This window comes from Kitasatospora kazusensis (genome assembly GCF_039529945.1).
Taxonomy (GTDB): Bacteria; Actinomycetota; Actinomycetes; order Streptomycetales; family Streptomycetaceae; genus Kitasatospora; species Kitasatospora kazusensis.
In genome coordinates, this window is sequence record NZ_BAAANT010000051.1 from 1 (window position 1) to 14,048 (window position 14,048).

A 14,048-nucleotide genomic window follows, 5' to 3' on the forward strand; every position below is an offset into this window, starting at 1 on the left:
TCCAGGCAGATCACGGGGCGTCGAGAACTCCATGATCTTGGAAGCCGTGCCTGTCCCGCTCCGAGGGACACCTCAACCCGGCAGATCGTCATGAACCAGACGTCCTGTGACTACGCCGAAGCCCTGGGCCCTGACGCAGTCGGCAATTCCCTCGAACGCCGTTCCCGACCGCTCCCCCGATCGCTCCCCCGATCGCTTCGCACCCGTTTCCGGCTCCTCCGGTGGAAAACCGGTACATTACCGTTTTCTTACCGGCACTAATGATCGGACGCAGCGGCGGATCCGAATGGCCGAATACACCGTTACCGCCCGGCCGAATGCCCTGGCACGGCCGGACGAATGCACCCTCACCGTCCGGCCGAATGCCCCGGTACGGTCCGGCCGGATCACCCCAGATCGAGCCGGAAATCCACCTCCGCACCCGGCTGGGAACACCGGACCGCCCCGATTCCGCGCAGCATCCGCACCGCCCGCCCGTTTCCGGCCAGCACGGACGCGGTGAGCGCCCGCACGCCCTGCCCCTGGAGGGACTCCAGCGCGAACGAGGCGAGCGCCGAACCGAGCCCGCGCGACTGCCAGGCGTCCTCGACCAGCACGGCGAGCTCCACCACACCGGCGTCCCGGGTCCGCAGGATGTTGGTCATCGCGATCACCTTGCGGATGTCGCCACCGGGCGCGGTCAGCAGCGTGACGCCCTTCGCGCGGTCGCACAGGCTGTTCCAGTCGCACCGGGACAGCCGGTCGGTCGCGGCGAAGTACCTTATCGCCCGGCTCGCCGCCGAGCACCTGGCATGCATGCCCTGGACCGCCCGGTAATCCTCCGCCCGGGCCATCCGGGTGACCGTGAGGCCCCCGGCGGGCAGCCGCGTGAGCCTCGGCAGGTGAATGACCGGGCCGTCGGCGCTTTTCACGGCCGGCACACGCTCCAGAATCGGCGAGGTGTGATTCATAAGGCCCGACCATATCGGCGGCCGTGCCCCCTCGCAACCATCTCACGGCTTTTACCACCGGCGTCGGGATTTCCTACCGGCACGGCCTATTACGCCCCCGGGGATTTACTCCGGACGGAGTATTCCGGCCGCCCGGGAGGCCGCCCCGGGGCTGCCCCGAGGCGCCCCGGCCGCGGACCGCCGCCGTCCCTCGGGGCGACCGTGCGCAAACAAGCCACTCCGGGTGCGCATACGGACGAAACGCCCGCCCGCGCCCTGGTTAGCGTGAGGCCCGTCGCCGCCGAGCAGCCCACGGCGGCCCCGAGCCGAGAACACGTTCGACCGACCCCGGAAGGTGTGGCATGACGCTAATGGAGACTCTGGAGTCCCCGGTGACGACCACCGCAGGTCCGCTCGACAGCGCGGAGATCCTGGCCCGCGCACAGGCACTGGCTCCGGAGCTCCGCACGCGCTCCGAGGAGATCGAGCGCGAGCGGCGGTTACCGGCGGACGTCGTCGACAAGCTCCGTGGCACCGGTGTCTTCCGGATGGCGATGCCGCGCTCGCTGGGCGGTCCGGAGATGACCTTCTCCGAGCAGACCCGGGTGATCGAGGCGCTGTCGACCGGTGACGCCGCGGTCGGCTGGTGCGGGATGATCGGGATGGACACCTGGGCGTACGCCCGCTGCATGCCGGAGTCGGTGGAGCGCTCCATCATCGACACCCCCGACCTGATCACCGCGGGCATGATCTTCCCCTCCGGCAAGGCCGAGCGGGTGCCGGGCGGCTACCGGGTCAGCGGGCGCTGGAGCTTCGGCAGCGGGATCACCCACTGCGACTGGCTGATCGGCGGGGTCCTGGTCCACCAGGACGGCGCGCCCGAGGCCGACCCGGACGGCGGCGCGGTGCACTGGCGGATCATCATGGGCCGCCCCGAGCAGTTCGAGATCCTCGACACCTGGTACACCACCGGGCTGGCCGGCAGCGGCAGCCGCGACTACCAGGTCACCGACCTCTTCGTCCCGGAGGAGCACACCTTCCGGTTCGGCGAGTCGCGCGGCCAGGGCCCGCTGACGGCCCGGGACGCCTTCCTCCACAACGTCGCCGGTGTCCCGCTGGGCGTCGCCCGCGCGGTGCTCGACCACGTCCGGGAGCTGGCCTCCCACAAGGTCGAGCGCGTCACCGGCGTGCCGTGGTCGGACAGCTACCGCGTCCAGCTGGGCATCGCACAGGCCGAGATGGACCTCTCGGTGGCCCGGGACGCGGTGTACGCGAGCCTGGACCGGCAGTGGGACCGGGTCGCCGAGGGGCGCGCCGCGGCCGAGGACGAGCAGGTCTCCGCGGCCGTCTCCCGGGTGAACGCCTTCCGTACGGCGCGCTCGATCGCGATCCGGATGTCCGACCTGGTCGGTACCGCCTCGATCTACCGCACCTCGCCGCTGGACCGCTGGACCCGCGACCTGCACACCATGTGCCAGCACATCCTGGCGCAGGACCAGGTGCTCCAGTCGGCCGGCGCGCTCCTGCTGGGCAGCACCCCGCTGGCGCCCTTCCCGATCGGCGTCAAGGGCTAGCACCGCCGTGCACCGGGCCCGTCGGCCCGGAGTGCGCCCGGCCCGGCCCTCCGTGCGGACGGAGGGCCGGGCGCCCTCCCCGAGACGTCGGACGGCGGCCGGTGCCGTCCTCCGAACAGCAGTCACGACAGTCGAGTCAGAAGAGAATTGGGGAAGTTGATGGCAACGTCGATCGACGTCGCAGCCGACGAGCGGGTCACCACCCGTCCGTCAACGGGAGGCCGGGCACCGCAGTGGGGCGTCCGGCAGTGGGGCATGCTCATCGTGGTCTGCGGCGCGATGTTCCTGGACGCCCTGGACAACATCATGGTCGGGATCGCCGTGCCGCCGATCAAGGCGGAGCTGGGCATGTCGACCGCCTCGGTGCAGTGGGTGGTCAGTTCGTACGTGCTCGGCTTCGGCGGCTTCCTGCTGCTGGGCGGGCGGATGGCCGACCTGCTCGGCCGGCGCCGGGTCTTCCTGGCGGCCGTCGCGGTGTTCGCCCTGGGTTCGCTCGTGGGCGGGATCGCCAGTGACGGCACGGTGCTGATCGTGGCGCGCTTCATCACCGGTGTGGGCGCGGCGTTCACCGCCCCCGCCAGCCTGTCGATCATCGTCACCACCTTCACCGAGGGACCGCAGCGCAACCGGGCACTCGGCATCTACACCGCCTGTGGCGCGGTCGGGTACTCCACCGGCGTCATCGCCGGCGGCCTGCTGACCGAACTCGGCTGGCGCTGGACCTTCTTCCTGCCGGTCGCGGTGGCCCTGGCGGTGCTGGGCGGCGCGTTCGCCCTCGTCCCGCGCGACCCGGCCTACACCGGCGGCCCGCGCAACTACGACGTGGTCGGCGCGACCACCGTGACGGCCGCCACCCTGCTGCTGGTCTACGACATCGTCGAGGCGCCCACCAAGGGCTGGCTGGCCCCCCGCACGCTCGGCCTGTTCGCCGTCGCGGTGGCGCTGTTCGCACTGTTCGTGGTCACCGAGCGCCGCGCGGCCAGCCCGCTGCTGCGGCTGGGCCTGCTGCGCAACCGCTCGCTGGTCGGTGCGAGCCTGGCGGCCGCCGCGATCCTCGGCACCTACATGAGCTTCCAGTTCATCGGCGGCCTCTACATGCAGTCGCTGCGCGGCTGGTCCCCGCTGGAGATGGCCTTCGGCTTCCTGCCGATCGGGCTGCTGATCGCGACCATCGCACCGCGGGTCGGCGTGCTGGTCTCGCGGTTCGGCCCGACCTGGATGATCTTCGCCGGGTTCGTCGCCTACACCGCCTCCTACCTGCTGTTCTGGGGCATCGGCGAGAGCTCCTCGTACTGGTGGGCGATCCTGCCGAGCGTGGTGCTGATCGGCATCGCCTTCCCGTTCTCCTTCCCGGCCGCGAACGTGCTGGCCACCGCCGGGGTTGCCGACGAGGAGCAGGGCCTGGCGGCCGGCGTGCTGCAGACCGGCTACCAGGTCGGCGCCGCGATCGTGCTGGCGGTGGTGACCGCGACGATGTCGACCGACGACGCCTCCCAGGGGCACGCGGCGGCGCTCACCAGCTACCACCACGGGATGTACGTCGTCACCGGGATCTCCGTCCTGACCATGCTGGTCGCGCTGGTCGCCGCGCTGCGCGGCAACGCCCGGCGCCGGGCGGCCGCGTAACGTCCGACCGCGCACCCGAGGCCCCGGCCGCCCCCGTCCAGGGGCGGCCGGGGCCTCGCGCCGTCCCGCCGCCGGTGCGGGAGTGGCGGTGTCCGCCCGCACCGTCCCGGGCGCGCCGGGCCCTGCGGCCCGGTTTCGGCGCGCCTACGATGGGACACCGGGGGCTGTGCGAGGAGGCTGCGATGTCCCGACGACGGCGCTACGCGCTGACGTTCCCCGGCACCCCCGGCGGCCATGCGCCGCAGGACGTGGTGGTGGTGACGGACACCGGCACCAGCGGCCCCGGCGGGTACCCGGTCTACGCCGACGCCTCGGGCATCGTCCGGGCCGAGATCAGCGACCTCGGCGAGGTCCGGATGCTGGCGAGCGGCGGCCACCAGTCCCCGCAGACGCCGGTGCACGCCGAACCGCTGCTGCCCTGACGAGCGGATCCGCCGGCGCACGCCGAACCACCGGCGCGCCGACGGGAGCCCAATAAAGTTGAGTACTCACGCATTGCTCAAGTAACCTGCGGGGGTGAACTCCTCCCCCCTCGACGCCGTCGTACGCCTGTGCCGCGCCCAGACGGTGGCCACCAGACAGCTGGACCGCCGGCTCGCCGCCCACGGGATCAGCTTCGGCGACTTCCTGATCCTCACCCACCTGGCCTCGGCCGAAGGCGCCCGGCTGCGCCGGGTGGACCTCGCCGAACGCCTCGGGCTGACACCCTCCGGGGTCACCCGCGCACTCGGCCCGCTGGAGCGGATCGGGCTGGTCGGCCGGGAGTCCGACCCTCGCGACGCCCGCGCCAGCTACGCCCTTCTCAGCACGACCGGACGGCGGCTGCTCGCCGAGGCCCGGGTCAGCGCCGAGCTGGCCGGCCGGGAGCTGTTCGGCGACGCCGACGCGGCCCGGGGCGACTGGGACCCGGCCGAGCTGGACCTGTTCGCCCGGCTGCTCGCCCGGCTCGGCGGCACCGGCCTGCCGGCCACCGGGACCCCGCCCACCACCTGAGACCCACCCGGCCCGACCGAAAGGCCCGACACCCCATGAGCCGCCACACCTTCCGCGTGACCGTCCGCGGAGCGTTCGACCAGCTGGACGAGCCCGCCCGGGCGGCACTGCTCGCCGCGGCGGACCGGCACAGCTGGCTGAACTCCGCCTTCACCGAGCCCGGCACCCTCACCTACGGCCCGGAGCTGCACGCCTTCGCCTTCCGCTACGTGGTCCGCGCCCCCGTCGAGGAGGGTGCGCGGATCGCCACCGAGCAGGCCGAGGCCCAGGCCCTCGCCACGCTCGAAGCCCTCGGCTGCGGGTACCGGCACCTGCGCTCCGGCGCGGTGGACGTGGACGAGATCCCGGTCCGGCGCAAGGGCCGGAGCAACTGGTAGCACCGGACCGCAGCGGCCGTTGTGCCATTTCCCGCTCACTAACCCTTCCTGGCGATAGTTCACCTGATCGAGCGAGTGGGACGGTACTTCACCTCCGCGCCCCGGAGGGGCCGACCTACTCTGAGCGCTGATCAAGCTGATCAACAGGAGGGATCGCAAGGGCCGATCCCCGGCGGTCCGGCGCGCCCCGCGCCGGCCACCCCCGGCCCGGATCCGAGGGTCGGGGAGACACGAGGAAAGGCATGGCACCGGTGCCGCAACCCTTCAAGCTTCCCGAGTTCTACCTGCCGTATCCGGCCCGGCTCAATCCGCACCTCGAAGCGGCCCGGGAGCACACCAAGGCGTGGGCCCGCGACCTCGGGATGATCGAGGGCTCGGGCATCTGGGACGAACAGGACTTCGACTCCCACGACTACGCGCTGCTGTGCGCCTACACCCACCCCGACTGCGACAGCGAAGAACTCGCCCTCATCACCGACTGGTACGTCTGGGTCTTCTTCTTCGACGACCACTTCCTCGACATCTTCAAGCGCACCCGGGACACGGCCGGCGCGAAGGCCTACCTCGACCGGCTGCCCGCCTTCATGCCGCTGCGCCCGGGTGCGCCCGTCCCGGAGCCGACCAACCAGGTGGAGGCCGGGCTCGCCGACCTCTGGGCGCGTACCGTCCCGGGCATGTCGCCGAGCTGGCGCAGCCGCTTCGCCGCGAACACCAAGCACCTGCTGGACGAGTCGCTCTGGGAGCTCGCCAACATCGACGCGGGCCGGATCGCCAACCCGGTCGAGTACATCGAGATGCGCCGCAAGGTGGGCGGCGCCCCCTGGTCCGCCGGGCTGGTGGAGCACGCGGCGGGCGCCGAGGTCCCGGCCGCCGTCGCGCTCAGCCGCCCGCTGCAGGTGCTCCGGGACACCTTCTCCGACGGGGTGCACCTGCGCAACGACCTGTTCTCGTACGAACGCGAGATCCAGGACGAGGGCGAACTCTCCAACGGCATCCTGGTCCTGGAGCACTTCCTCGGCTGCTCGACCCAGCAGGCGGCCGAGTCGGTGAACGACCTGCTCACCTCCCGGCTGCACCAGTTCGAGCACACCGCCCTCACCGAACTCCCGCCGCTCTTCGAGGAGTTCGAGCTGGATCCGAAGTCCCGCCTGGACGTGCTGGCCTACGTCAAGGGGCTCCAGGACTGGCAGTCCGGCGGCCACGAGTGGCACCTGCGCTCCAGCCGCTACATGAACGACGGGGCGGACGTCGCCGGGAGCGCGGCCCACCTGCTGGGCGGCCCGCTGGGCCTCGGCACCTCGGCGGCCAGGGTGCTGCCCTCGCTGACGGCCACCCTGCCGCGCCGGGCGAGGAGCTTCACCCACGTCCCGTTCGAGCGGGTCGGGCCGGTGGACCTGCCCGAGTTCCACATGCCCTTCACCCTCCGGCTCAGCCCGCACCTGGAGGAGTCCCGCCGCCACACCGTCCAGTGGTGCGGGGAGATGGGCATCCTGGACGACGTCCCCGGCGTGCCCGGCTCGGGCATCTGGGACGAGCGCCGGGCGGCGGTGATCGACCTGCCGCTCTGCTCGGCCGGCATCCACCCGGACGCCTCCCTCGACGAGCTCAACCTGACCAGCGACTGGCTCGCCTGGGGCACCTACGGGGACGACTACTTCCCGGTGGTGTTCGGCCGCACCTTCAACCTGGCCGCCGCGAGGGCCTGCATCGAGCGCCTCACCGAGTTCATGCCGCTCGACCCGGCCGCCGCCGTCCCCACCCCGGCCGGCGGTCTGGAGCGCGGACTCGCCGACCTGTGGCGGCGCACGGCGGGCCCGATGGACCCGGGTGCGCGGCGCAAGTTCCGCACGGCCGTCGAGGACATGATGGAGAGCTGGCTCTGGGAGCTCGCCAACCAGATGCAGAACCGCATCCCCGACCCGGTCGACTACATCGAGATGCGCCGCAAGACCTTCGGCTCCGATCTGACGATGAGCCTGTCCCGGCTGGCCCAGGGGGCGACGGTGCCGGACGAGGTCTACGCCCTGCGGCCGGTGCAGGCCATGGAGAAGGCGGCCTCGGACTACGCCTGCCTGATCAACGACGTGTTCTCGTACCAGAAGGAGATCCAGTTCGAGGGCGAGATCCACAACGCGATCCTGGTCGTCCAGAACTTCTTCGACTGTGACAAGGACACCGCCCTCGGCATCGTCAGCGACCTGATGACCGCCCGGATGCGGGAGTTCGAGCACCTCGTGGCCACCGGCCTGCCGGCCATGTACGAGGAGTTCGGGCTCTCCCCCGAGATCCGCCGGGCCCTCGACGGGTACGCCGACGAGCTCAAGGACTGGCTGGTCGGCATCCTCAACTGGCACCGGCACTGCCAGCGCTACGCCGAGTCCGAACTCCTGTACCTGGCCGGCCCGGCCGCCGCCCTGCCGAGCGGACCGGTCGGACTCGGCACCTCCGCCGCCCGGTTCGCCACCCCGGCTGCCGAGCCCGCCGCACCCCCGGCCCCTGCCGCACCCTCCGCACCTGCGATCCCCACCGCGCCCGAGGCGCTCACGGCGCCCGCGGCGCCTGGGGCCCCTGAAGTTCCCGCACAGTCGGCCTGGACCCCTCCGGCGCACGACAGTTGGCGCTCCACGCTGCCGGTGGGCTGAGCCCGGGGGTGAGGGGTGCGCTCGCCTGCGCACCCCTCACCCCCTCCTGACGGGCAGTCAGTTCTGCTGCTCGGCGAGGAGCTGGTCGGCGACGCGGGTCCGGTAGTACAGCACGGAGGCTCCCGAGCGCCGGCGGTCGACCAGCCGGGCGTCCAGCAGCACCTTCAGGTGGTCCCCGACCGTCCCGATGCCCAGACCGGTCAGCGCGGCGAGCTGGCTGGTGCTGCCGGGCGGGTCCAGCCGGACGAGCAGTTCGGCCCGGGTGGCGCCGAGGAGGCGGCCGAGCGCCGCGGGGACGGCGGTGCCCGGACCGGGCTCGACCAGCAGGCCGGAGGCGGGGTAGACGACGGCGTAGCGCCCCGGCAGGTCCCAGGCCACCCACCCCCGGCGGGCGCTGCTCGGGATCAGGACCAGCTCGGCGCCGGCCAGGTCGCGGGCGGGCCGGTCGGCGGTGTTGATCCGCAGCCGCCCGTCGCCGAGCCAGCGCAGATCCGGGATCAGGCCCTCGATCGCCGAGGCCCAGCCGTGCCGGCCCTGCCGGTGGATCCGGCCGACGATGTCGGCCTCGAAGATCCGGGCGCGCCGGGGCCAGTCGTTCCGTACGGTGTGCTCCCAGACCCACTCCAGCAGGTCGGCGATCCGGTCCGGCAGGTCGTCCCGGTCCAGTTCCGGCGGCGCGGCGCCCCGGCAGGACAGCGCGACGTCGGCCCGCGCGACGTCGGGCGGAGTCGCGCGCAGCCGGGCGAGTTCCTGCTCGAAGGCCGACTCGCCCGGGCGCGGTGGCATGCCGACGAACTCGGGCATCCACCTGGTCCGGAGCACCGAGTCCACCCAGGCGCGGGCCACCTCGTCCCCGGCCAGCCGGCGCCGGTAGCCGGGGTGGTGGGCGGCCAGCCACGGCCGCTGCCACGGCTCGGGCCGCTCGTCGCTGAGCACCCCCAGTGCGGCGACGGTCTCGATCAGCGGTGATAGCACGAACCGGCTCCGCGCGAGCACGTCCGCGTCGACCAGCCACAGCCCCATACGTTTCGCCTCCCGCCGAAAGAGTAGGGCGGCGCCGGACGGTAGATCCACTCTGGGCGCCATGCGTACGTATCAGGAGCTCTTCCGAGTACCGGAGTTCAAACCGCTGTTCGCCGCCGTGGCCTGCATGGTGGCGGGCGGGACGGTCACCTCGCTCGCCCTGGCCACCGTGGTCTTCGACCGGACGGGGTCGGCCCTGCTCGCGGCGGTGAGCATGTTCGGGGCCTCGTTCGCGCAGGTGCTCGGCGCGACGACCCTGCTGTCGCTGGGCGACCACCTGCCGCCCCGGCGGACCACGGTGGTGCTGGCGCTGGTCTTCGCGGCGGCGGCCCTGGCGCTGTCGCGTCCCGGTACGCCCGTCCCGGTCATGCTGGCGATCGTGCTGGGCGTCGGCCTGGTCAACTCGGTCGGCGGCGCCGTCCGCTGGGGCCTGGTCAGCGAGATCCTCCCCGAGGACGGCTACCTGCTCGGGCGGTCCGTCCTGAACATGGCCGGCGGGGTGGTCCAGATCGCCGGCAACGGCGTGGGCGCCGCACTGCTGGGGTTCGCCTCGCCGCGCGCCGCACTGCTGCTGAGCGCCTGCCTGTACCTCACCGGGGCGCTGGTGGCCCGCTTCGGGCTGACCCGCCGGCCGCCGAGGGCGGCCGGGCGGCCCACGGTGCGGCAGACCTGGCGCGTCAACCGGCGGTTGCTGGCGGACCGCGCGGTGCGCCGGGTGTACCTGGCGCTGTGGGTGCCGAACGGCTTGGTGGTGGGGGCCGAGGCGCTGTTCGTCCCGTACGCCGGAGCTTCGGCCGGGGCGCTGTTCATGGCCGCCGCGCTCGGCACGCTGGCGGGCAACACGGCGGTGGGACGGTTCGTGCCGAAGCACCGGCGCAGCGCGCTGGCCCTGCCGCTGCCGTTGCTGATGGCCGTCCCGTATCTGCTGTTCCCGCTCCGGCCCGGCCTGGCCGCAGGGGTGCTGCTGGTGGGCGCGGCGTCCGTCGGGTTCAGTACCGGCCTGCTGTGGCAGGACCGGCTGGTCGCCCTAGTCCCGCCGGAGATCCGCGGGCAGGCGCTCGGCCTGCACAGCTCGGGCATGCTCACCCTGCAGGCGCTCTGCGCGGCCGGGGCCGGCCTGGCCGCGGGGAGGCTGTCACCCGCGGCCGCGATGGCCCTGATGGCCGGCCTGTCGGTGCTGGTCACGCTCGCACTCGCGCCGGGCCTGCGCCGGGATGCGGCGCCCGGCCCGGCACGGGGTCGGACAGCGGGTCAGACGTTGACGCCGAAGTCCAGCGCGATGCCGCGCAGCCCCGAGGCGTAACCCTGGCCGACCGCGCGGAACTTCCACTCGGCGCCGTAGCGGTAGAGCTCGCCGAAGACCATGGCCGTCTCGGTGGAGGCGTCCTCGGTCAGGTCGTAGCGGGCCAGCTCGCGGCCGTCGGCCCGGTTGACCACCCGGATGTAGGCGTTGCGGACCTGGCCGAACGTCTGGCCCCGGGTGTCGGCCTCGTAGATGGAGACCGGGAAGACGACCTTGGCGACCTCGGCGGGCACCATCGACAGGTCGACGTTGATGGTCTCGTCGTCGTCGTCCCCGGTGCCGCCCGCCAGTTCGTCACCGGTGTGCTGGACGGAACCGTCCGGGCTGGTCAGGTTGTTGAAGAAGACGAAGTGAAGGTCCGAGATGACCTTGCCGGTCGGCCCGCACAGCAGCGCGCTGGCGTCGAGGTCGTAGTCGGCCCCGGTGGTGGTGCGTGCCTGCCAGCCGAGACCGACCGAGACGGCCGTCAGGCCGGGGGCCTCCTTGGTGAGCGAGACGTTGCCGCCCTTGGCCAGTGTGACTCCCACGGTCCCCTCCTGGGTGATACCGGCCTGGCTCGGTGGAGCCCGGCGCCCTGCATGACGGAATCAGAAATCTACAGCACTGTAGAGAGATTGCGCGACGACCGTACCCGCCTTTCCGCAGGCCGGTCGGCTCCTGGGGCTCCGCCGGGCCGGTCCGCGCCCTCGGACGCGGCCCGTCGGCCGCTCGGTAGGATTCGGGGGTGCCCCGCGACCACGGGCCCACCCGACCGGAGGGAGACCCTGCCATGGGCGAGGACGGGGCGGCCCCGGCGGACCGGTACCCCCGGGTCCGCAGGCGCGGCCAGGGCGTGCTGGAGGCGCAGGTCATCGGTGCGCTGCGACGGGCCCCCGGTCCGGCGGCGGCGGTCTGGGTCCAGCAGCAGCTGGGCGGCGATCTGGCCTACACCACGGTGATGACGATCCTGTCCCGGTTGCACGCCAAGGGCGCGGTCTCCCGCAGCCGCAGCGGCCGCTGCTACCTCTGGCTGGCGGCGGCCGACGAGGCCGGGCTCGCGGCACTGCGGATGCGGCGGATGCTGGACGGCGAGCACAACCGGGACGCGGTCCTCGCCAGCTTCGTCTCCGCGCTGCTCCCGCACGACGAGGAACTGCTGCGGACCCTGCTCGACGAGGCCGGCCGGACGCCCTGACCGGTTCGCGCCCGGCCGTTCCCGTGCCACTTGTCCGGTTCCGGACCTCCATTCTCTACATACCTGTAGAGTTTCGGGGCATGCCTGGAAGTCGTGCCCCGGGCCGCCCCCGGAGCCACCTTCGAGCAAGGGCAGAACCGTGACGAGCCAGCAGAGACAGCGATCCGGCACCGCACAGCCCCGCCCGCAGAGCGGCACCGAGCCGGACGACGCCGGGACCGGCGGCGACGGGCCGGATCCGGCACCGCCGGAGGCCGAGGTGCGCCCGGACCACCAGCCGGTGGAGATCCGGCACGCGGACGGCGGTTGGGCCGTCGGCCGGATCAACGGGTGGTGGCGCGGCCCCGACGGGAACACCTGGTGCCGGCTCCGGGTGGCGGGCAGCGGCGCCCCCGCACGCTGGGTCGTCTTCGACGCCGCGCGGCTGACCCTGCTGCAGGCCGAAGGCACCTGACCGGACGGGCGGCGGGCAGCGGGCGGCATCGCTCCTCCGCCCGCCCTGGGCCGACCGCCGTCAGTACGACTGGAGTTCGAGCAGGTTGCCCTCGGGGTCGCGAAGGTGCGCCATCCGCATCCCCGCGCCCCACTCGGGCCGGTCGGCGGGCGCCGAGACGGGCTCCGCGCCGTGCCGCAGGCAGAGCGCGAACCCCTGGTCCACGTCCTCGACCCGGCTGACGAACATCGCCCGGTCCTGGGGGCCCGCGTCGGCTGCACCGACCACGCCGGCCAGCAGGGCGCGGTCGACCAGCGCCAGCACACCCTCCGTCCCGACGTCCCAGCTGGCGTACGGGCCGTCCACGCTGCCTCGCGCGCAGGTGGCCCCGATCAGTGCGGGCAGCACCGCGTCGTAGAAGCGGAAGGAGTCGGCGAACCGGCTCACCAGCAGGCGGGGGTGGAGCGCGTCCATCGCGAACCTCGAATCCTTCGGCAGCGGCTCCGCGGGTACGCCTGCCAGGCCGCGGCCGACCGGCAGAGCCTGGTGGAGCGGCCATTATCGACCACCCGTCAGTTCGGCCCCTCGCCCGCCCCCGCCGGTCAGGCCCAGCCGAGCGGGCCCTGCCGGTCAGGCCCCGGCGAGCGCGGCGAGCAGCGCGTCGGCCAGCGGCTCGGGCCCCGAGGTGAGTTCCAGCGTCAGCCCGGCCGCGTCGGGCGCGTCGAGCAGGGCGAGCAGCGCGTGCGCCACGTCGTCCCGGGGGACGGGCCCGAGCGGCAGCGGCGGGGCGGCCAGCCGGACGAGCCCGGTGCCGGCCTCGTCGGTGAGCGGCCCGGGGCGCAGCACCGTCCAGTCCAGGTCGCGGGCGCGCAGATCGTCCTCGGCGGCGGATTTGGCGTGCAGGTAGCCGGTGAACTCCGGGTCCATGCCGGGGGTGCCCGCGCTGTCGAGGCCCATCGTGCTGATCAACAGGTAGCGGCGGACACCGGCCAGTTCGGCGGCGTCGGCGAGCAGCCCGGCGGCGGCCCGGTCGACGGTGTCCTTGCGTCCGACACCGCTGGCCGGCCCGGCCCCGGCGGCGAAGACCACGGCGTCGGCCCCGCGCAGGTGCTCGGCCAGCCCGGCCGGGGAGACGGACTCCAGGTCGCAGACGACGGCCCGGGCGCCCTGCGCCGCGAGGTCCGCCGCCTGCCCGGCCCGGCGGATCAGGCCGGTGGCGGCGTCGCCGCGAGCGCTGAGCAGCCGTTCCAGCCGGAGCGCGATCTTGCCATGGCCACCCGCGATGACTACGTCCATGGAGCCGACGCTACCCGGCGCCGTGGCGCCGGGTAGCGGGTCGGCCGCCGAACGGGTCAGGCCCGCGGACGGTCAGTCGACCGGGGCCTTCTCCCGCAGCACCTGGACGAAGGCCCGCATCCAGCCCGGGTGGTCCGGCCAGGCGCGGGCGGAGACCAGGACGCCGTCCACCACGGCCTCGCCGTCCACGAACCCGGCCCCGCCGGCCGCGACGTCGGGCTCCAGCGCGGGGTAGGCGGCCGTCCGGCGGCCGTCCAGGGAGCCGGTGGCCAGCGTGATCAGCGGGCCGTGGCAGATCTGCGCGACGGGCTTGTCGAGCTGGAAGAAGTGCTCGACGATCCGCTTGACCTCGGGGTGGTTGCGCAGGTACTCGGGCGCCCGGCCGCCGGGCAGCACCAGCGCGACGTACTCCGCCGGGTCGACGTCGGCGAACGCCTTGTCGGCGGGCCAGGTGTAGCCGGGCTTCTCGGTGTAGGTGTCGAAACCGTCGACGAAGTCGTGGACCACGAACTGGAGGGTCTTGCGGGTGGGCGCCGCGACGTCCACCTGGTACCCCTCTTCCAGCAGTCGCTGGTAGGGGTAGAAGACCTCCAGCGACTCGGCCGCGTCACCGGTGACGATCAGGATCTTGGCTGCCATACCCGGGTACCACCCCTCCGTTCGCCCACGCGGTGCGGG

The 14,048-nt window shown here is 73.2% G+C and carries 15 protein-coding genes; 9 read left to right on the forward strand and 6 right to left on the reverse strand.

Annotated features, from left to right (window positions below; translation table 11 throughout):
* Nucleotides 1-386 precede the first annotated feature (386 nt).
* A complete protein-coding gene (locus ABD330_RS28330; protein WP_344468858.1) occupies nt 387-920 on the reverse strand; it encodes a GNAT family N-acetyltransferase in 534 nt (177 codons plus the stop codon).
* A gap of 401 nt (nt 921-1,321) precedes the next feature.
* On the opposite strand from ABD330_RS28330, the gene ABD330_RS28335 reads away from it, so the two are divergent.
* The 6 genes from ABD330_RS28335 (at nt 1,322) to ABD330_RS28360 (ending at nt 8,141) form a co-directional block, all read left to right on the forward strand.
* Nucleotides 1,322-2,503, forward strand: a complete 1,182-nt coding sequence (locus ABD330_RS28335) for an acyl-CoA dehydrogenase family protein (protein ID WP_344468859.1) — start codon at nt 1,322-1,324, stop codon at nt 2,501-2,503.
* Between the two features lie 159 nt (nt 2,504-2,662).
* Complete coding sequence (locus ABD330_RS28340) at nt 2,663-4,129, forward strand: MFS transporter (protein ID WP_344468860.1); 1,467 nt, start codon at nt 2,663-2,665, stop codon at nt 4,127-4,129.
* Between the two features lie 182 nt (nt 4,130-4,311).
* Nucleotides 4,312-4,551: a DUF6296 family protein gene (locus ABD330_RS28345; protein WP_344468861.1), complete on the forward strand. Its 240-nt coding sequence runs from the start codon at nt 4,312-4,314 to the stop codon at nt 4,549-4,551.
* Between the two features lie 94 nt (nt 4,552-4,645).
* Nucleotides 4,646-5,122 carry a MarR family winged helix-turn-helix transcriptional regulator gene (locus ABD330_RS28350; protein ID WP_344468862.1) on the forward strand — a complete coding sequence of 159 codons (477 nt, stop codon included), beginning with the start codon at nt 4,646-4,648 and terminating at the stop codon, nt 5,120-5,122.
* A gap of 35 nt (nt 5,123-5,157) precedes the next feature.
* On the forward strand, nt 5,158-5,499 hold the full coding sequence (locus tag ABD330_RS28355; RefSeq protein ID WP_344468863.1) for a DUF6204 family protein: 342 nt from the start codon (nt 5,158-5,160) through the stop codon (nt 5,497-5,499).
* Nucleotides 5,500-5,741: 242 nt separating this feature from the next.
* On the forward strand, nt 5,742-8,141 hold the full coding sequence (locus ABD330_RS28360) for a family 2 encapsulin nanocompartment cargo protein terpene cyclase (protein ID WP_425555667.1): 2,400 nt from the start codon (nt 5,742-5,744) through the stop codon (nt 8,139-8,141).
* Between the two features lie 57 nt (nt 8,142-8,198).
* Here the strand turns inward: ABD330_RS28360 and ABD330_RS28365 are convergent, their stop codons facing one another.
* On the reverse strand, nt 8,199-9,164 hold the full coding sequence (locus tag ABD330_RS28365; RefSeq protein WP_344468864.1) for a helix-turn-helix domain-containing protein: 966 nt from the start codon (nt 9,162-9,164) through the stop codon (nt 8,199-8,201).
* Nucleotides 9,165-9,225: 61 nt separating this feature from the next.
* On the opposite strand from ABD330_RS28365, the gene ABD330_RS28370 reads away from it, so the two are divergent.
* The gene (locus tag ABD330_RS28370; protein ID WP_344468865.1) at nt 9,226-10,467 is read left to right on the forward strand and encodes an MFS transporter; all 1,242 of its coding nucleotides are present in this window, start codon (nt 9,226-9,228) and stop codon (nt 10,465-10,467) included.
* Here the strand turns inward: ABD330_RS28370 and ABD330_RS28375 are convergent.
* The gene (locus ABD330_RS28375) at nt 10,416-10,994 is read right to left on the reverse strand and encodes a TerD family protein (protein ID WP_344468866.1); all 579 of its coding nucleotides are present in this window, start codon (nt 10,992-10,994) and stop codon (nt 10,416-10,418) included. The genes ABD330_RS28370 and ABD330_RS28375 overlap by 52 nt on opposite strands.
* 242 nt (nt 10,995-11,236) lie before the next feature.
* On the opposite strand from ABD330_RS28375, the gene ABD330_RS28380 reads away from it, so the two are divergent.
* Both ABD330_RS28380 and ABD330_RS28385 read left to right on the forward strand, forming a co-directional pair.
* Nucleotides 11,237-11,641: a BlaI/MecI/CopY family transcriptional regulator gene (locus ABD330_RS28380; RefSeq protein WP_344468867.1), complete on the forward strand. Its 405-nt coding sequence runs from the start codon at nt 11,237-11,239 to the stop codon at nt 11,639-11,641.
* Between the two features lie 139 nt (nt 11,642-11,780).
* Nucleotides 11,781-12,095 (forward strand): hypothetical protein, encoded by a 315-nt coding sequence (locus ABD330_RS28385; protein ID WP_344468868.1) that lies wholly within the window; start codon nt 11,781-11,783, stop codon nt 12,093-12,095.
* Between the two features lie 60 nt (nt 12,096-12,155).
* Here ABD330_RS28385 and ABD330_RS28390 read toward each other — a convergent pair whose 3' ends face one another.
* The 3 genes from ABD330_RS28390 to ABD330_RS28400 all read right to left on the reverse strand — a co-directional run bounded on the left by ABD330_RS28390 (nt 12,156) and on the right by ABD330_RS28400 (nt 14,009).
* On the reverse strand, nt 12,156-12,548 hold the full coding sequence (locus ABD330_RS28390) for a VOC family protein (protein ID WP_344468870.1): 393 nt from the start codon (nt 12,546-12,548) through the stop codon (nt 12,156-12,158).
* Between the two features lie 156 nt (nt 12,549-12,704).
* Entirely contained in the window at nt 12,705-13,370 is a 666-nt protein-coding gene (locus tag ABD330_RS28395) for an NAD(P)H-binding protein (RefSeq protein ID WP_344468871.1), read from the reverse strand.
* Nucleotides 13,371-13,442: 72 nt separating this feature from the next.
* Nucleotides 13,443-14,009: a DJ-1/PfpI family protein gene (locus ABD330_RS28400; RefSeq protein WP_344468872.1), complete on the reverse strand. Its 567-nt coding sequence runs from the start codon at nt 14,007-14,009 to the stop codon at nt 13,443-13,445.
* Nucleotides 14,010-14,048 lie beyond the last annotated feature (39 nt).

Excerpts from the sequence above, each read along its gene's own strand:
- ABD330_RS28340 (WP_344468860.1), top strand. The coding sequence starts at position 2,663 with ATGGCAACGTCGATCGACGTCGCAGCCGACGAGCGGGTCACCACCCGT.
- ABD330_RS28345 (WP_344468861.1), top strand. The coding sequence starts at position 4,312 with ATGTCCCGACGACGGCGCTACGCGCTGACGTTCCCCGGCACCCCCGGC.
- ABD330_RS28355 (WP_344468863.1), top strand. The coding sequence starts at position 5,158 with ATGAGCCGCCACACCTTCCGCGTGACCGTCCGCGGAGCGTTCGACCAG.
- ABD330_RS28360 (WP_425555667.1), top strand. The coding sequence starts at position 5,742 with ATGGCACCGGTGCCGCAACCCTTCAAGCTTCCCGAGTTCTACCTGCCG.
- ABD330_RS28365 (WP_344468864.1), bottom strand. The coding sequence starts at position 9,164 with ATGGGGCTGTGGCTGGTCGACGCGGACGTGCTCGCGCGGAGCCGGTTC.
- ABD330_RS28370 (WP_344468865.1), top strand. The coding sequence starts at position 9,226 with ATGCGTACGTATCAGGAGCTCTTCCGAGTACCGGAGTTCAAACCGCTG.
- ABD330_RS28380 (WP_344468867.1), top strand. The coding sequence starts at position 11,237 with ATGGGCGAGGACGGGGCGGCCCCGGCGGACCGGTACCCCCGGGTCCGC.
- ABD330_RS28390 (WP_344468870.1), bottom strand. The coding sequence starts at position 12,548 with ATGGACGCGCTCCACCCCCGCCTGCTGGTGAGCCGGTTCGCCGACTCC.
- ABD330_RS28395 (WP_344468871.1), bottom strand. The coding sequence starts at position 13,370 with ATGGACGTAGTCATCGCGGGTGGCCATGGCAAGATCGCGCTCCGGCTG.
- ABD330_RS28400 (WP_344468872.1), bottom strand. The coding sequence starts at position 14,009 with ATGGCAGCCAAGATCCTGATCGTCACCGGTGACGCGGCCGAGTCGCTG.